This is a genomic window from Candidimonas sp. SYP-B2681, from assembly GCF_003971065.1.
Taxonomy (GTDB): Bacteria; Pseudomonadota; Gammaproteobacteria; order Burkholderiales; family Burkholderiaceae_B; genus Pollutimonas.
Window position 1 is genome coordinate 241767 of the sequence record NZ_RYDV01000005.1, and the last position, 16748, is coordinate 258514.

Consider the following 16748-nt stretch of genomic DNA (forward strand, 5'->3'; position numbering starts at 1 on the left):
CAGATCGTGCTTGCCCCGTCGACCAAATGACCCAGAAGCTGAAAGGCAGGCAGTACAATATGGCCCTTGTTCGTCCGACGGAGACGCACCCTTGCATCTCTACGTTTGGCGGTTTTTTTCAGCTTCTATAGGCTGACGCGATTATATGCCGCTTTTCCCTATGCGCAAAACAGTTATTACCGAAAACCCCGCTCCGAGCGTACGTTTCGTACAGATTGGCGCAGAACAGGCAGGTCAGCGCATCGACAATTACTTGCTGCGCCTTTGTAAAGGTGTACCCAAGAGCCACTTGTATAAAGCCATCCGCGGAGGCGAAGTTCGGGTCAATAAAGGACGCATCTCGGCGGATTACCGGCTTGAGGAGGGTGATACAGTGCGCGTGCCCCCCTTGCGTCTTCCAAGGGTGGATGAAGCACGGACGGTGCCGCCGGCCGTATTTCCCGTCGTTTTCGAAGACGACGCGCTAATAGTGATAAATAAACCGGCCGGTGTCGCCGTGCACGGAGGCAGCGGAGTATCGTTCGGCGTTATCGAGCAGATGAGGGCGGCCAGGCCGGATGCTCCCTTTCTGGAGCTCGCTCACCGCCTGGACCGCGAAACCTCGGGCTTGCTGCTAATTGCCAAGAAGCGCAAGGCTTTGGTTGCGCTGCACGACATGATGCGCGAAGGCGGCGGACGCAAACATTATCAAGCGCTCGTTGTCGGCGATTGGGTCAATGACAAACAGCATATGCGTCAGCCATTGCTGAAGTGGCTGACGGCCTCGGGCGAACGGCGCGTCAAGGTCGACCCGGAAGGCAAATTGGCGCACACCATCATTACTTTGCAGAAACGCTATGGCCGCTACACGCTGGTAGGGGCTGAACTGCGTACAGGCCGAACTCATCAAATTCGTGTCCATCTTGCAGCGGCGGGCTATCCTATTGTGGGCGATGATAAATACGGTTCAGACGACGTACGGGCAAGATTTGCCCGGCTCGGGTTCAACCGTATGTTTCTGCACGCTTGCCGCCTCGAAATACCTCATCCCTTGACTGGCGAACCCATGGCGTTTATTGCAGATCTTCCGACCGCCTGTACGCAAATTATTGACTATCTGGAGAAAAATTCGTGAAACGCTATGAGGCAGTTGTTTTTGATTGGGACGGTACGGTCATGGACTCGACGCATTCGATCGTGGCGGCTATCCAATCAGCATGCGAAGACGTCGAATTGCCGGTGCCGGAAGCGAGCCAGGCCAGTTGGGTCATTGGCCTCTCGCTGGAAAGCGCCCTGTACCACTGCGTTCCAACGTTGACAGCCGACAAGCTGCCCCTGTTCCTTGAGCGCTACCGTTTTCATTTTCTGCGCCGTGATCCGGAGATCAAGTTATTCGATGGCATAGTGAATTTGCTTGAGCTTTTGCGTGCGCGCCAGATAATACTGGGTGTGGCCACCGGAAAAAGTCGTGTAGGCCTTGACAGAGTCCTGGGTAACATGAAGTTGCAGGCTCACTTTGATGCAACTCGCTGTGCCGACGAATCCATGAGCAAACCGCATCCTGCAATGTTGCTCGAAATTATGGATGAACTTGGTTTGTCGCCCGAGCAAGTGCTAATGGTGGGTGACACGTCGCATGATATCCAGATGGCTACAAGCGCAGGTGTGGATAGTATGGCAGTAACCTATGGTGCCCATGACCAGCGCACCTTATTGGAATCACGCCCCACGGTAATGGTATCCAGTGTGGCCGAGATGCAGGCCTGGTTGTTGGATCGCGTTACGATTCCCTCGGTCTGAACGGCTCGTCTTTCGGCGCGATGGTATGTCGATATCGCGGACTTGGCTTGCCCAGGAACTTTTTCTTGTGCAATATCGTCTTATGACCATGTGGCAGAACGAGGATCGACATGTCCAAAATCAGAATACCCAGCATTCCAGCGTCGGAGATCACTTCGGAAGCGGTCTGGCTCTCGCGCCGCAAGTGGTTGCAGCAAGCGGGTGCTGGGGCTTTGGCCCTTGGCGCTGGTGGACTACTTTCATCCCCTCGATCTACGTTAGCCGCAGCCTCTCAGTCTGTGTTGCCCGCCACGCCGAATCCCGATTATTGGTTAAGCAATAAGCTGACCTCCGAGAAGGACGTTAGTTCTTACAATAATTACTATGAGTTCGGTACGGGCAAGTCGGATCCCTTCGAATATGCCCACAAAATGGAAACCCGCCCCTGGACCGTAAGTGTCGAGGGCGAGGTAGCCAAGCCGCGAACGTTTGATATTGACGACCTGCTCAAGCTCGCTCCTATCGAGGAGCGCATTTACCGCTTGCGTTGTGTCGAAGCCTGGTCAATGGTGATTCCCTGGAGTGGTTACTCCCTTTCTACACTGTTAAAGCAGGTCGAGCCCACCAGCAAGGCGAAGTACATTGAATTCGTCACTGCGGTTCAACCCAAGAACATGCCGGGCCTGGATGATAGGATTATTAACTGGCCTTACCGCGAAGGTTTGCGTATCGACGAGGCAATGCATCCCCTGACAATGCTGGTGTTTGGCGTTTACGGCAAAACCTTGCCCAATCAGAACGGGGCGCCCATGCGGGTTGCCATTCCGTGGAAATATGGCTTTAAATCGGGTAAATCAATCGTAAAAATCCGCTTGGTCGAGAAAATGCCTGCCACCAGTTGGGTCGAAACCGCGCCTCAAGAATACGGGTTTTACGCCAACGTAAACCCGCAGGTGGCACATCCGCGCTGGAGCCAGGCTACAGAACGGCGCATAGGTGACGGTTTTTTCGCGCCACGGGTTGAAACCCTGATGTTCAATGGCTATGCCGAGCAGGTCTCATCGCTTTATGCCGGCATGGACCTTAGGAAGAATTATTGAACGCTCGTATGCCAGCTTCCACACCGGGGCGCGTCAACTGGACGTCGAAAAACGTTGCGCAGATCAAGCCACTGGTTTTCATTCTCGCCTTGTATCCAGTATTCCGCTGGGTGTGGCTTGGTTTCACTGATGGTTTGAGTGCGAATCCGGCAGAGTTCCTGATTCGCTCGTCGGGCATCTGGGCCCTTGTCGCATTACTATTGACGTTGACCATTACGCCCTTGCGCCGCATCTTTCAGCAGCCGGCCCTGGTCCGTCTGCGCCGCATGTTGGGGCTTTTTGCTTTTTTTTATACCTGCCTGCATTTGCTGGGATGGGCATTCTGGGAGCGGGACTGGTCTTTGGCGTCGATGTGGGATGATATCGTGCAGCGCACATTCATCTTGATCGGCATGATCGCTTTTGTGCCCATGGTGGCACTGGCCTGCACGTCAACACGTGGATGGATGCACCGTATGGGCCACCATTGGCAATCCTTGCACCGTTCAATTTATTTGATTGCTGCCTTATCGGTGTGGCATTTCTGGCTGGTGCGGGCCGGCAAAAATGATTTTTTCGACCCATACGTATATGGAGTTGTCCTGGCCGTATTGTTATTGGTTCGCGTGTGGTTTTTCGTCAGGCGGCGAACGTCCTGAGGTACGCGGAGCACGCTTTGGCTTGGGCTACGGCAGCGCTCTAAGAATGGCCAGTGTCTCGGCGTCAGGCTGGCCGTCGTAACGGGCAGGGCGATAATGCATTTGGAAGGCAGCCACTACATTGGTTGTGGCTTTATCCAGCACCCCAGTTCTTGGTGTCTTATATCCAGCACGGCTCAATTCTTGTTGTAACCAAGGTACATCCGGCAAGCCGTCGCGCAGAAATTCTTGTTCGTATGTTTTTGCCTGAGCTTCGTTATACCAGCGACCTATTCCTTTTAGGGCCAGTTCTTTCCATGGAAACAAGGGTCCCGGATCGATCTTGCGTTGAGGTGCAATGTCGCTGTGGCCGACAACATTGAAAGGCTTGATCTGGTGGCGTTTGATGATGTCAAGAAATAAAGTCGCTGCGATTTCAATTTGTGCGGGGGAGTAAGGTTCCCATGTGTCGCCATCCCGACCATGGTTCGCGATTTCGACGCCGATAGACCCCGCATTCATATCGCTGCGGCCGAACCATTCGCTTTCACCCGCATGCCAGGCGCGGCGGCTTTCGTCGACCAGCTGGTACACGCGGGGCGCCGGGTCGTTCGTAATAAGGTAATGGGTGCTGACATTATTCTGGGATAGAACCTTCAATGAAGCCTCGTTGTTCAAAGAGGTGTAGTGCACCACCAGGAATTCAACCCGGCTGTTCTGGCTTTTTGCTACGATGCTGCGATCAATATCCAGCCCGGCAGGGCCGCGTGCACCGCAGGCGGCAAGCAGCATCGCGGCGCAGGCTATCAATAGGCCCCTGGCGTACATCGTGGTTTTGCGCAACATCAAAGTGACGGTGGTTTTTTTCCGGCCAACGGCAAAAAAAATTGGGGGCATCGAATCAACGTCCGGCCAAGAACAGGAAGATAGTGGGCTTTTTTGAAAGATCTGGAACGGGTAGCGCTTTCCATTCGGAGACAGTACGGGTCTGCACAAGCTCGTCATGTGTCGTTAACGATCGTGCAATGCAAAGACGGGTGTTCCCCTTGAGTGCTTGCTTGAGGGTGTCGAACATAGCGTCATTGCGGTAAGGGGTTTCGATCAGGATTTGAGTTTGTTCATTTCGCAGCGAATCGATCTCCCAGGTCTTGAGTTGTTTAGCTCGTGCTGACGGTTCAACGGGCGCGTAACCATGAAAAGCAAAGCGTTGGCCATCAAGACCGCTGGCCATCAAGCTTAATAATATGGAAGAGGGTCCCACCCATGGTATGACCCGTATTCCCATAGTGTGGGCTACAGCCACCACCTTGGCGCCAGGGTCTGCGACTGCCGGGCAACCCGCCTCGGAGACAAGTCCGATCTCGCCGCCTGCGAGCAATGGCTTAAGCCAGGATTGCATTTGCTTGACATCTGCTTTGTTATCAAGGGTGTGAATGGTTATATCTTGCAAGGGGGTGGTCGTACCGATCAGCTTCAAGAATGTGCGTGCCGTTTTGGCGTTTTCGGCGATGTACGTCGTAAGGCGTCCGGCAAGTTCCTGTACGGCTTGCGGTAGCCATATGGCAGGGGCCGCTTCGCCCATGCCGACAGGTATCAAATGTAGGGTTCCGGCTGATTTCACTGCTTCTCCAGATGGATGGTGGCATAAATTGCCGAGGCTTTGCTTATTTTCCATACGTTAACGGATTGATTCCGAAAGAACGCAGCATGTGGCTTAGCGCAATCAGGGGCAGACCGATAATCGCCGTGGGGTCATCCGATTGCATGCTGTCCATTAACGCTATACCCAGACTTTCCGCTTTGGCGCTGCCCGCCGTATCGTAGGGTTGTTCATATCGCAAATAATGGTCGATCTCGTCGTCGTTGAGATTGCGGAACCGGCAAACCGTGACGATGTCGTTGATTTCGTGACGTTGGCCGTCGGTGACGCATAGGGCGCTATGAAATTCTACCGTCTGGCCGCTGAGCTGTTTGAGCTGGGCACGCGCGCGGTCAAAATCCCCGGGTTTGCCTATGGGCGAGCCGTCAATTGTCGCGACCTGGTCGGATCCGATGACGAGCGCGTCGGGATGGGCGGGTATCACTGCCATCGCTTTGGCAAGCGATAAGCGTAAGGCCAGTGCGGTCGGGCTTTCACCGGGTAGCGGAGTCTCGTCGATAGCAGGTGCTACGGTCGTAAAGGGGATGGCAAGACGTTCTAGCATTTCTTTACGATAGGGGGAGCTTGAGGCGAGGATGAGACGCATAGTGCTGTATTTGGTGTTTCGGTTTGACGAAGATCGGCTGCGCACGCTATTATCTAATGTTTTCCTATTTCGCGCAGGCCAAGGCATGGCTTTACTTGCGCCGCTATGCGGCAGAAAGTACGCAGTACTAGAAAACAGTACTAGGAAAACAGTATTAAGGGCAGTCCAAAGGGTTCATTTGTGGGTGCGGGTTCGCGTCCACAACCTTGGCAATAGGTTACCGTGGTTTTTGCGCCGGGTCTTTATTGTTAAAGACGAAGGCGTCAAATAACCGGGCCGGGCTACAATAGCCGGTTGAATTATGATTGAATTTCGGGATGGGGACTTAACGTGGATATACAGTATGTTGACACGTACGAGCTTACCCGTGCGGGCCAGGAAGTGCACGGCCAGGCTCCGATTGATCTATTCGAGCGTCTGGTTGAAGATTTGCCTGATCAGGAAAGTACTTCGGTGTCCTGGACTATCAGGGGCGAAATGGACTCGTATGGTCAGCGTTTCTTGCACGTGCATGTAAAAGCTGGGCCAATGCTCGAGTGTCAACGCTGCTTGAAGCCGTTCGAATGGCTGGTTGATAGCCATAATCGCCTGCAAGTGGTCAATTCCGAGGCTGATCTTGAGGTCGACGATGCCCTCGTTGCAGATCCCGATGAAGCCATCGAGCGGATTCTCGGATCGCAGCGCCTGGACGTTCTGGCTTTGGTTGAAGATGAGATCATCCTTAACCTGCCCTACGTGCCCAAGCACGATGTTTGTGTGTCGTTGTCGGAGCCTCTTGAAGAAGAATCCGGCAGCGACTCGGTTCGTCCTTCGCCGTTTGCGGTGTTGGGCCAACTAAAAAAAGATTGAATTTACCGAAACTAACTAGCGGGAACTTTCGCGTACAATAGCGACCCGTTTACAGGAGTCATCATGGCCGTTCAGCAAAACAAAAAGAGTCCGTCTAAACGCGGTATGCACCGTTCGCACGATTTCCTCGTCGCGCCTTCGACGGCAATTGAGCCCACTACGGGCGAACTGCATCTGCGTCACCACATCAGCCCCAACGGCATCTATCGCGGCCGCAAAGTACTCAAATCCAAGAACGACGAATAATCAGTTGTCTGCGATCTTGCTATAAGCGCTACAGATTGCACATTTGATGTCGAAAACTGAGATTCGAATCGCCATAGACTGTATGGGCGGTGATATCGGCTTGCCGGTCACTATCCCTGCAGCCTGTCAATTTGCGAAGCAGAACCCCGATACGCGCTTGCTGCTCGCGGGGGACACTGCGGGCATCGAAGACGGTCTGCGTGCCCAGAACAGTTTAGGCGCCGGATGGTACGAAATTCTTCCCGCCTCGGAGGTCGTCCTTATGGGCGATTCAATCGAGGTTGCATTGCGGCGCAAGAAGGATTCGTCGATGCGCGTAGCGGCCCAGGCTGTCAAGGATGGCCGTGCCGATGCCTGCATTTCGGCCGGGAACACCGGCGCCTGGATGGCTATTACGCGTTATGTTCTGAAGACGCTTGACGGCATAGACAGGCCGGCGATCGCTACGTCGATCCCCAACCAGAAGGGCACTGCCACCACCATGCTCGATCTGGGGGCCAATGTCGATTGCTCCGCCGAGCACTTGCTGCAGTTCGCCATCATGGGGTCTGCGCTGTCAACGGCTATCGATCATCGTGAGCGTCCGACCATCGGTCTGCTTAATATTGGCGAAGAAGTCATCAAGGGCAACGAGATCGTAAAGCGAGCGGCCGAGCTGCTACGCAGCAGCGGGTTGAATTTCTACGGTAACGTTGAAGGCGATGATATCTGCAAAGGTACGGTAGACGTCATCGTATGCGATGGCTTCGTGGGCAATGTTGTGCTCAAATCAATGGAAGGCCTGGCTAAAATGGTGGCCACCATGATGCGTGCAGAGTTTACCCGCAATCCGCTTTCGATGACGGCAGGAATGCTTGCCAAACCGGTCCTCAATCGGTTTCGGGATCGCGTCGATAATCGTCGCTACAATGGCGCAGCGTTGCTAGGCCTGCGGGGCATAGTCATCAAAAGTCACGGTTCTGCCGATAGTTATGCGTTTGGCTGTGCATTACAGCGCGCCCGTGAAGCAGTGCACAATGGCTTGCTTGCTGGTACAACAGGCGCTATTGCCAGCCTTCGTCAAAGTCTACAAGCCGCCGCGGCCGAATCGACGAAGATCCCCAACGAATTTTCTGATCCTGCGCTATAGCTCAGGTGTGTGGAAGCTACTATGCCTTATGCCAAAATAATAGGGTCCGGAGGGTATTTGCCTCCGCGTGTCGTATCCAACGACGAACTAGCCGCCGATCTGGCTACACGACAGATCGAAACATCCGACACCTGGATTGTCGAGCGTACAGGGATTCGCCAACGGCATATCGCCGATGCGGGCATGACAACCAGCCAGCTTGCCACCCGCGCCGCTCAAATTGCGATGGACGACGCTGGCGTCACTGCAGACGACATTGATCTGATCATTGTGGCGACCTCTACGCCTGATTTCGTCTTTCCAAGTACGGCATGTCTGGTTCAGGCCAATCTCGGCGCCAAGGGCGGTGCCGCTTTTGATATCCAGGCCGTGTGTAGCGGCTTTGTCTATGCGCTGACGACTGCTGACGCATTCATTCAGGCGGGTAGGGCTAAGACTGCCCTGGTCATTGGCGCTGAAGTGTTCTCAAGTATTCTCGACTGGAACGATCGCGGAACCTGCGTGCTGTTTGGCGATGGGGCAGGTGCGGTTGTGTTGAAAGCGTCCAATGAGCCTGGTGTAATCGCTGCGCAGTTGAATGCCGACGGCAGTCAAATGAAGATTCTGTGTGCCGCAGGCAATGTCTCTTTTGGCAAGGTAACGGGCGACCCTTTCTTGCGTATGGATGGTCAGGCGGTATTCAAGCTCGCCGTGAACTGTCTGGCCAAGTCGGCGCATGAAGTCTGCAAGCAAGCGGGAATCGCGCTGTCCGAGATTGACTGGATGGTTCCACATCAGGCGAACGTGCGCATTATTAATTTTCTGGGCCGCAAGCTGGGTATACCCGACGACAAGGTGGTAGTCACCGTCGACAAGCATGCCAACACGTCGGCCGCCAGTGTGCCTCTGGCCTTCGATGCGGCCCGGCGGGACGGCCGGATAAAGACCGGTGATCTGGTGATGATGCAAGGGGTTGGCGGCGGTTTTACCTGGGGTTCAGTGCTGGTAAGAATGTAAAGGCTGGCTGGCCGGATGCCAGCGCCTTGCTATCAATTCCTTTCACTATTTATCCACATCTATGAAAATTGCTTTCGTCTTCCCTGGGCAGGGCTCGCAGTCGGTCGGTATGCTCGACGCATGGTCCGACAATGCTGCCGTCAAGAACACCCTTACCCAGGCCTCTGACGCGCTCGGGCAGGATCTCGCCGATCTTATCGCCAACGGGCCCACCGAAGAACTTAATCTTACGACCAATACCCAGCCTGTTATGTTGACGGCCGCAGTGGCTATTTATCGCGCTTGGCAGGAGGCCGGCGGATTGCCACCGCTAGTTATGGCGGGCCATAGTTTGGGCGAGTATTCCGCCCTGACGGCCGCCGGCGCTTTGAGCCTGCATGATGCCGTGCGCATCGTTCGAGTCCGCGCCGACGCAATGCAGGCAGCCGTGCCAGTCGGGACCGGCGGTATGGCGGCCATTTTGGGCCTGGACGACGATATTGTTCGCTCGATTTGCGCGGAAGCGAGTCTCGAAGACATCGTTGAAGCGGTAAATTTCAATGCGCCGGCGCAGGTCGTTATTGCGGGGCACAAGGTCGCTGTCGAACGCGCCTGTGAACTCGCCAAGGCGGCGGGTGCGAAGCGTGCGCTCATGCTGCCCGTTTCCGCTCCGTTTCACTCCAGCTTACTGAAACCTGCCGCTGCCGTGCTCGAACAGACCCTGGCAAATGTTTCCCTGGGTAGCCCCAGTATTCCGCTGATCAATAATGTCGATGTCAGTAGCCCTGGCGAACCCGCGGCCATCAAAGATGCTTTGGTGCGCCAAGCGTGGCACGCGGTGCGATGGGTGGAAACAATACAGGCAATGAAGGCGCAAGGCATCACACATGTGGTCGAATGCGGGCCCGGCAAGGTGCTTAATGGGTTGACCAAACGAATTGATCGCGATCTGGTCGGTCTGGCTATTACCGATCCGGCTTCATTACAGCTCGCGCTGGATACTCTACAGGGATAAAGCTATGCAGGATAAACAACTCGAAGGCAAGCTTGCGCTCGTCACCGGAGCGACCCGCGGAATAGGTAAGGCCATTGCGCTGGAGCTTGCCGCACGTGGCGCCAGCGTAGTGGGCACCTCGACCTCCGAGACGGGCGCTCAGCAAATTACTGATATGTTGGCCTCCGCGGGGGGACGCGGTGTGGTCCTGAATGTCGACGATGCTGCTGCTTGCGAAAGCCTGGTGGCTGAATTGGCCAAGGAAGGTGGTGGTCCGCATATATTGGTTAACAATGCTGGCATCACCCGCGACAATCTCGCGATGCGCATGAAAGACGATGACTGGGATGCTGTCATCGACACGAATTTGACCGCCGTTTTTCGTCTGTCGCGCGCCGTCACCCGGCACATGATGAAGGCCCGTTGGGGTCGCATCATCAACATAACGTCGGTGATTGGCTCCAGTGGCAATCCGGGTCAGGCTAACTATGCGGCGGCCAAGGCCGGTGTGGCCGGCATGGCACGCGCCCTGGCACGGGAACTCGGCAGCCGCAATATCACCGTAAATTGCGTCGCGCCGGGTTTTGTCGATACCGACATGACGAGGGCCCTTAACGAGGCCCAGACCGCTGCCATTCTTACGCAAATTCCGCTGGGCCGTTTGGGGGAGGCATCCGATATCGCTAACGCTGTATCGTTTCTTGCAAGTCCACAGGCAGGCTACATCACAGGTACAACCCTGCATGTGAACGGCGGCATGTACATGTAATATACGAACAGACGAAACTCTCGTAGGGTAAAATCTGTTTATCTCAGAGGTGTTCCGTATAGACATTTCGATCCGACGAACAAAATGTCATTTATATCCGGCAATGCCGTTTTTTTTATCATAGCCAGCACCTATTTTTTTTTGTTTGGCTATAATTCGCGGGAATTTTCCCAACTTGGAGATCTGCATGGAAAGCATCGAACAGCGCGTCAAGAAGATCGTCGCTGAACAACTTGGCGTTAACGAAGCCGAGATTAAAAACGAATCTTCCTTCCTTGACGACCTCGGTGCCGATTCGCTCGATATGGTCGAGCTCGTGATGGCACTCGAAGACGAATTCGAAACCGAAATTCCGGACGAAGAAGCCGAGAAAATCACGACGGTTCAGCAAGCTGTTGACTATATCTCGTCGCACAGCAAACAGTAATTTCAACATTCAGGGTGTGTTTCGGTTTTGCCCGAACTACACCTCAAGGCGGTTTCTAGGGGGTAGTCCCGCTGTGTGTCCGAATCGTTTCATGGTTTGGCATTTCAGCGTGACTGTCCACTTTAAGCCGCTTTTCTATTTTTAGGAGTCATCCGTGAAACGACGTGTCGTCATTACCGGTCTTGGTATTGTTTCGCCAGTGGGCAACGATATCGATAGCGCATGGGACAATATCGTTAATGGGCGGTCGGGAATAGGGCGCATTTCGCGCTTTGACCCGTCGACGTTTAACGCCCAGATAGCGGGTGAGGTCAAGGATTTCGACGTCACGCAGTACATGACATCGAAGGAATCCAAGCAAATGGATACGTTTATCCATTACGGTGTTGCTGCCGGTGCCCAGGCATGGCGCGATTCAGGTCTTGAAGTCACCGAAGCGAACGCCGAGCGTATTGGCACCATTATTGGGTCGGGTATAGGCGGATTGCCTCGTATCGAAGAACAGCAAATTGAATATCTTGAACGCGGTGCGCGTCGAATATCTCCGTTTTTTGTGCCGGCCTCGCTAATTAATTTGATCTCAGGGCAACTCTCGATCATGTTGGGACTCAAGGGTCCTAGCTATGCGGTCGTTTCTGCCTGCACTACCGGTTTGCATTCCATAGGCGACGCCGCGCGTCTGATCGAGTATGGCGACGCCGATGTAATGGTCGCCGGAGGCGCCGAATCGACGGTCTCGCCACTGGGCATCGGCGGGTTCGCCGCAATGCGTGCCTTATCGACTCGCAACGATGATCCCACGACGGCTTCACGCCCTTGGGATCGCGACCGCGACGGTTTTGTGCTGGGCGAAGGTGCTGGGGCATTGGTGCTCGAAGAATACGAGCACGCCCGCAGCCGAGGCGCTCGCATCTATGGCGAATTTGCCGGTTACGGCATGAGCTCCGATGCGTACCACATTACATCGCCCGATCGTGATGGCCCACGACGCGGAGTTGTCAATGCATTGCGCAACGGGGGGATCAACGCGGATGAAATCAGTTACGTCAACGCTCACGGCACCTCGACACCGTTAGGTGACAAGAATGAAACCGAAGCGCTCAAGCTGGCTTTTGGCGATCATGCCAAGAAACTGGTTGTAAATTCCACCAAATCGATGACCGGCCACCTTCTTGGGGCGGCGGGTGGCATAGAGGCGGTATTTACGACTCTGGCGGTCTATCACCAGATCTCTCCACCGACCATAAACATCTTCAATCAGGATCCCGAGTGCGATCTCGACTATTGCGCCAACCAGGCGCGTGATTTGAAGATCGATGTTGCCTTATCGAATTCTTTCGGTTTCGGCGGCACCAATGGGTCCATGATAGTGCGGAGGCTCTAAGCTGGGGCGCCCCTCGGCACTGATCGGGCAATGGACAGTCCGGCGTCCTCGCTGGGCTACTGTGCTGGGCATGGTGTTGTGTTGCGGTGGCGTGTTCAGCATGCTTTATGCAGCGCTGTTGTTGGTGTCAGGGGGCTTTGAATTAACCGGCGGAGCCTGTCTGATTGCCGTCCTTGCGGCATGGTGGGTCGTCTACCGGATGACCCATTTTCGTTCTCTTGCGGGTACACTGTCTCTGCGCGATAGCGGCTTATGGGAGGTCGCGCTATCAGGGACCAAAAAAACTATGCGTCTTACTCATGCCTGGCCTGCGTTCGCATGGATAACGCTTCAATTCGACGATGTCGATTCCAGCCACTCAAGTGCGCCGCTTGAGCTTGTCGTCTGGAGAGCCAGCATGTCGCGGTCGCAATGGTGTGCACTCTGCGTGCATGTCGCAGGCCAGATAGTCATACCCGGACGTATCCTCCAGAAGGGAACAGCATGAGCGAACGCGATGTCGACGCCGAACTGGTCGCCCGCGTTCAGCGGGGCGATAAACGCGCTTTCGATCTGCTGGTTTTGAAATATCAGCGCAAGATCATGCGTCTGTTATCCCGCATGGTGCGTGATCCATCTGAAGTCGAAGACGTTGCACAAGAGGCTTTTATCAAGGCTTACCGGGCACTCCCGCAATTTCGCGGGGAGAGCGCATTTTATACCTGGCTTTATCGTATCGCCATCAATACAGCACGTAACTGGCAAGTGGCGAACGGACGTCGTCCCAGCACTCCCAATGCAATTGAAACGGAAGATGGTGAAACTTTTAGCCCGATTGATAACCTAACAGACATTAGTACCCCAGAATCGCTATTGGCCAGCCGGCAGATCGTCGAAACCGTAAACGCCGCTATCCATACGTTGCCCGAGGATCTGCGCACCGCCATCGTCCTGCGTGAAATCGAAGGTATGAGCTACGAAGATATCGCCCAGAGCATGGGGTGTCCGATTGGCACCGTCCGCTCGCGTATTTTCCGTGCCCGTGAAGCGATTGCGGCACAGTTGCGGCCTGTACTGGGAAATGATCCCGAACGTCGCTGGTAAGGAGTTTTGAAAATGCAAGCTGCCAATCAAGCCAGGCATGCCCACGAAGAGGCTTCGTGGGAAGCCTCCGTATCCACTTGGATAGACGGAGAAGGCGAGATTCGTCCTGAAGACTTGGACAACCCGTATGGTCGACAGGTGTGGGACAGTTATCATCTTATCGGTGACGTGCTGCGAAACCCCGAACTGGCCATTAAGCCGTCCGACTTCTTTTATGCACGGATTTCCAAGGCAATCGATGCCGAGCCATCGATTGTGGCACCGCGAAATTTGCATAACCACAGTGCCATGCGAGTCGGGCTGTCCGGTCTGGTAATCGCTGCGGCCGTGGTAACGGTGGTTTGGATTGCTCTGCCTTATTTTGCCGGTCAGGACGCGACGGGTCGCGCATCGGTACAAGTTCTGGCTACGGCTAACGACGATCCAGCGCTGCGCGACTACCTGGACGCGCACCGCGAAATATCTGGGTCAAGCGCAGTGCGCCAAGTGTCATTTGATTCGGGGGTGTCCAGGTAATGGCAGTGGCTAGTCAGGCAACAGCTTTTCATCGCCGCTCAAAACGAGTCGACTTGACCTGGATGCATCGCATACTGCTGATCACTGCGTTTTGCGCGGTCGCGAATCCCGTCTTGGCCGCTTCAGCGTCGCCTGCGGGCACCGACCCCGGTGTGGTTCTACTGCGTAAAGTCCAGGAAGCAGCACGGGGACTTGATTACTCGGGTGTCTATACCTACCAGCAAGGCGCAACAATGGTCTCGTCGCGTGTAGTACATATCGTCGATGGTACAGGCGAGCGCGAGCGCATCGAAATGCTCGACGGCCCTCCGCGCGAATATATCAGGCACAACGACGTTACCCATTGCCTTATTCCGCAAAAGAAACTTATTATCCTCGAGCGCAGGCGCGGCGACCGGTTTCCCGCCATGCTGATCGGAGACGCAAAGAATATCCCCTCGAATTACACTATTAAGACGGGCGGCTCGACCAGCCGAATTGCCGGGCGTGAGTGTACGATTATTGAATTGATACCTAAAGATGGCCAGCGATATGGGTACCGAATCTGTACTGACACGAAGACCAATTTACTGCTTAAAGCACAGACGCTGGACAGCGCACAGGCGGTGATCGATCAAATTGCTTTCAATAGTCTGCAGGTAGGTTCCAAGGTGGCGCCGGACGAGCTCGCATCCAGTTGGAATACGCAAGGCTGGAAGGTTCTGGAAACGTCCATGACCTCCGTAGATTTGCCCAAAGAGGGGTGGCGAATCCCTTTCCCCACCGGGTTTCAGGCGCTTACCCAGGTATCCCGCCCCATGGCAACGGGCAAAAAAGTCAATCAGCTAGTGATGTCCGATGGAATGGCGGCTATATCCGTATTCATCGAACCCTTCGACGGTGCCACTGATAGCCCGCTAGCAAAAGGGGCCATCCGCAACGGCGCCATGAACGTTTTCCGGACGCGTATCGGCAACTATTGGTTAACGGCACTGGGCGAGGTTCCCGCAGAAACCTTGCGTGATATCGCCGAACGTACCGAATACGTGCCCATGGCCGTGCATAAATAATAGTTTTAATTTCAACCTAGGAGTTTCATGATGCTTTCGACTCAGGCAGGCAATAGCAAAATTAAACGGATGGTAGTGTGTGCATCGGCGAGCCTGATGCTCGCTTTTTCCACGCTAGGTGGTGTAGTAAGCGCGCAGACGGCTGCTGTACCGACGTTGACAGTGCCCGACTTTACGGCAGCCGTGGCTAAGGCCGAAGGATCGGTCGTTAATATTAGAACAACCGAATCTGTGCCAGTGCGCAACCCGTCCCTGGGCCCCGGCGGAAACGACCCTTACGATATGTTCCGATGGTTTTTCGGGCCTGATTTTGTGCCGCCCGGCGTGCCGGGACCCCGGCAGCGCAATACCCCTACGCCGCAAGATAAAGAGCGGACCGTGCCCCGGGGAGTCGGCTCTGGTTTCATTATCTCGAAAGACGGCTACATCCTGACGAATAATCACGTTGTCGCAAAGTCTAACGGCATCTTCGTCACTATGACCTCGGGCAAAGAATACAAAGCCAAGATTATCGGATCCGATGCTCGCACCGATGTGGCTCTCCTGAAGGTCGACGCCACGGATTTACCTCCTTTGCCCATCGGTGATTCCAACAAACTCAAGAAAGGGCAGTGGGTACTGGCGATTGGCTCGCCTTTCGGTCTGGATTCGACCGTAACCTCGGGTATCGTCAGCGCCATCAACAGGGATACCGGCGACTACCTGCCTTTCATTCAGACGGACGTGGCGGTTAATCCCGGTAATTCAGGCGGTCCGCTCATTGATCTTGCAGGGCAGGTTGTCGGAGTCAATTCTCAGATCATTTCGCAAAGTGGCGGGTTCATGGGTATTTCCCTGGCCATTCCTATCGATGAAGTGATGCGCGTGGTAGAGCAGTTAAAAGCGCACGGCAAGGTGACTCGTGGCCGAGTCGGTGTACAGATCGGGCCTGTGTCTGATGAAGTGGGCAAAGCGATCGGTCTGTCTAAAGCCGAAGGCGCCATGGTCAGTAATGTCGAGCAGGGCGGTCCCGCGGACGAAGCAGGAATACGTTCAGGCGACGTCATCACCAAGTTCGACGGCAAGACGATTACCCACATGACGGATCTTCCTCGTATCGTTGGCTCTACCAAGCCGGGTAAACGGGTGCCCATGGAAGTCTGGCGTAAAGGCAAGACCGTAACACTGCAGGTGAAGGTCGGCGAAATGCCTGCTGCCGAGAACGAAACTGGAACTCCTCAACCTGAAGCGCCTGCGGCATCGCCTGCCGATGCTCTTGGCTTAAGGGTCATCGAAGTTCCTGCTGCAGTTCGCAGCAAGCTGAAAATCAGTGGCGGCGTGCAGGTCGCTGAAGTCGAGGATCCAGCAGCGACAGCAGGACTGGCTCCAGGGGACATTATCCTTACTGTTAACGATACGGACGTGACCGGTCCCAGCCACTATGCGAAGCTTGTTGCGGGGCTGGACAAATCGCGTGCGGCCGCTCTTCTGGTAATGCGTGGCGATCAATCTCAGTGGGTAACCGTGACTCCCGGAAAATAATCCGTAGAAACAGCTAAAATGTCTGGATAGCAAAAGGGGCGCGCCCTCGGCGCGTCCCTTTCTCTTGCTCCCTTTAATATCCGCT

20 protein-coding genes are annotated in these 16748 nt (G+C 54.8%); 17 read left to right on the plus strand and 3 right to left on the minus strand.

Annotated elements, in window-relative coordinates; genetic code table 11:
* The first annotated feature begins 160 nt into the window (after positions 1 to 160).
* From EKL30_RS12330 to EKL30_RS12345, 4 genes are all read left to right on the plus strand, one after another.
* Positions 161 to 1114, plus strand: a complete 954-nt coding sequence (locus EKL30_RS12330; RefSeq protein ID WP_233583066.1) for an RluA family pseudouridine synthase — start codon at positions 161 to 163, stop codon at positions 1112 to 1114.
* Positions 1111 to 1779, plus strand: a complete 669-nt coding sequence (locus tag EKL30_RS12335; protein WP_126707526.1) for an HAD-IA family hydrolase — start codon at positions 1111 to 1113, stop codon at positions 1777 to 1779. Before EKL30_RS12330 ends, EKL30_RS12335 begins: the two co-directional genes overlap by 4 nt.
* 110 nt (positions 1780 to 1889) lie before the next feature.
* On the plus strand, positions 1890 to 2858 hold the full coding sequence (gene msrP, locus EKL30_RS12340) for a protein-methionine-sulfoxide reductase catalytic subunit MsrP (protein WP_126707527.1): 969 nt from the start codon (positions 1890 to 1892) through the stop codon (positions 2856 to 2858).
* Positions 2859 to 2866: 8 nt separating this feature from the next.
* Complete coding sequence (locus tag EKL30_RS12345; RefSeq protein ID WP_126707528.1) at positions 2867 to 3496, plus strand: sulfite oxidase heme-binding subunit YedZ; 630 nt, start codon at positions 2867 to 2869, stop codon at positions 3494 to 3496.
* A 27-nt stretch (positions 3497 to 3523) separates the two neighbouring features.
* On the opposite strand, the gene EKL30_RS12350 is transcribed toward EKL30_RS12345, so the two are convergent.
* The 3 genes from EKL30_RS12350 to EKL30_RS12360 all read right to left on the minus strand — a co-directional run bounded on the left by EKL30_RS12350 (position 3524) and on the right by EKL30_RS12360 (position 5721).
* Complete coding sequence (locus EKL30_RS12350; RefSeq protein ID WP_126707636.1) at positions 3524 to 4303, minus strand: N-acetylmuramoyl-L-alanine amidase; 780 nt, start codon at positions 4301 to 4303, stop codon at positions 3524 to 3526.
* Positions 4304 to 4376: 73 nt separating this feature from the next.
* Complete coding sequence (locus EKL30_RS12355) at positions 4377 to 5057, minus strand: SAM-dependent methyltransferase (protein WP_126707637.1); 681 nt, start codon at positions 5055 to 5057, stop codon at positions 4377 to 4379.
* A gap of 82 nt (positions 5058 to 5139) precedes the next feature.
* Complete coding sequence (locus tag EKL30_RS12360; RefSeq protein ID WP_126707529.1) at positions 5140 to 5721, minus strand: Maf-like protein; 582 nt, start codon at positions 5719 to 5721, stop codon at positions 5140 to 5142.
* A 330-nt stretch (positions 5722 to 6051) separates the two neighbouring features.
* On the opposite strand from EKL30_RS12360, the gene EKL30_RS12365 reads away from it, so the two are divergent.
* The 13 genes from EKL30_RS12365 to EKL30_RS12425 all read left to right on the plus strand — a co-directional run bounded on the left by EKL30_RS12365 (position 6052) and on the right by EKL30_RS12425 (position 16663).
* The gene (locus EKL30_RS12365; protein ID WP_126707530.1) at positions 6052 to 6570 is read left to right on the plus strand and encodes a DUF177 domain-containing protein; all 519 of its coding nucleotides are present in this window, start codon (positions 6052 to 6054) and stop codon (positions 6568 to 6570) included.
* A gap of 63 nt (positions 6571 to 6633) precedes the next feature.
* Positions 6634 to 6816 carry a 50S ribosomal protein L32 gene (rpmF, locus tag EKL30_RS12370; protein ID WP_126707531.1) on the plus strand — a complete coding sequence of 61 codons (183 nt, stop codon included), beginning with the start codon at positions 6634 to 6636 and terminating at the stop codon, positions 6814 to 6816.
* Positions 6817 to 6862: 46 nt separating this feature from the next.
* Positions 6863 to 7945 carry a phosphate acyltransferase PlsX gene (plsX, locus tag EKL30_RS12375; RefSeq protein ID WP_126707532.1) on the plus strand — a complete coding sequence of 361 codons (1083 nt, stop codon included), beginning with the start codon at positions 6863 to 6865 and terminating at the stop codon, positions 7943 to 7945.
* 21 nt (positions 7946 to 7966) lie between these two features.
* A complete protein-coding gene (locus EKL30_RS12380) occupies positions 7967 to 8941 on the plus strand; it encodes a beta-ketoacyl-ACP synthase III (protein ID WP_126707533.1) in 975 nt (324 codons plus the stop codon).
* 61 nt (positions 8942 to 9002) lie between these two features.
* Positions 9003 to 9935: an ACP S-malonyltransferase gene (gene fabD / locus EKL30_RS12385; protein WP_126707534.1), complete on the plus strand. Its 933-nt coding sequence runs from the start codon at positions 9003 to 9005 to the stop codon at positions 9933 to 9935.
* A gap of 4 nt (positions 9936 to 9939) precedes the next feature.
* Positions 9940 to 10683 carry a 3-oxoacyl-ACP reductase FabG gene (gene fabG, locus EKL30_RS12390; RefSeq protein ID WP_126707535.1) on the plus strand — a complete coding sequence of 248 codons (744 nt, stop codon included), beginning with the start codon at positions 9940 to 9942 and terminating at the stop codon, positions 10681 to 10683.
* 187 nt (positions 10684 to 10870) lie between these two features.
* Positions 10871 to 11110, plus strand: a complete 240-nt coding sequence (acpP, locus tag EKL30_RS12395; RefSeq protein ID WP_013742768.1) for an acyl carrier protein — start codon at positions 10871 to 10873, stop codon at positions 11108 to 11110.
* Between the two features lie 154 nt (positions 11111 to 11264).
* On the plus strand, positions 11265 to 12494 hold the full coding sequence (fabF, locus tag EKL30_RS12400; protein WP_126707536.1) for a beta-ketoacyl-ACP synthase II: 1230 nt from the start codon (positions 11265 to 11267) through the stop codon (positions 12492 to 12494).
* Positions 12495 to 12594: 100 nt separating this feature from the next.
* Complete coding sequence (locus EKL30_RS12405) at positions 12595 to 12981, plus strand: hypothetical protein (RefSeq protein ID WP_126707537.1); 387 nt, start codon at positions 12595 to 12597, stop codon at positions 12979 to 12981.
* Positions 12978 to 13577, plus strand: coding sequence for an RNA polymerase sigma factor RpoE (gene rpoE, locus EKL30_RS12410; RefSeq protein ID WP_126707538.1), 600 nt, complete (start codon positions 12978 to 12980; stop codon positions 13575 to 13577). The genes EKL30_RS12405 and rpoE overlap by 4 nt, the downstream gene beginning before the upstream one ends.
* Before the next feature lie 12 nt (positions 13578 to 13589).
* Positions 13590 to 14093 carry an RseA family anti-sigma factor gene (locus tag EKL30_RS12415; RefSeq protein ID WP_126707539.1) on the plus strand — a complete coding sequence of 168 codons (504 nt, stop codon included), beginning with the start codon at positions 13590 to 13592 and terminating at the stop codon, positions 14091 to 14093.
* Positions 14093 to 15142 (plus strand): MucB/RseB C-terminal domain-containing protein, encoded by a 1050-nt coding sequence (locus tag EKL30_RS12420; RefSeq protein WP_199748555.1) that lies wholly within the window; start codon positions 14093 to 14095, stop codon positions 15140 to 15142. The genes EKL30_RS12415 and EKL30_RS12420 overlap by 1 nt, the downstream gene beginning before the upstream one ends.
* A gap of 30 nt (positions 15143 to 15172) precedes the next feature.
* The gene (locus tag EKL30_RS12425; RefSeq protein WP_126707639.1) at positions 15173 to 16663 is read left to right on the plus strand and encodes a DegQ family serine endoprotease; all 1491 of its coding nucleotides are present in this window, start codon (positions 15173 to 15175) and stop codon (positions 16661 to 16663) included.
* Positions 16664 to 16748 lie beyond the last annotated feature (85 nt).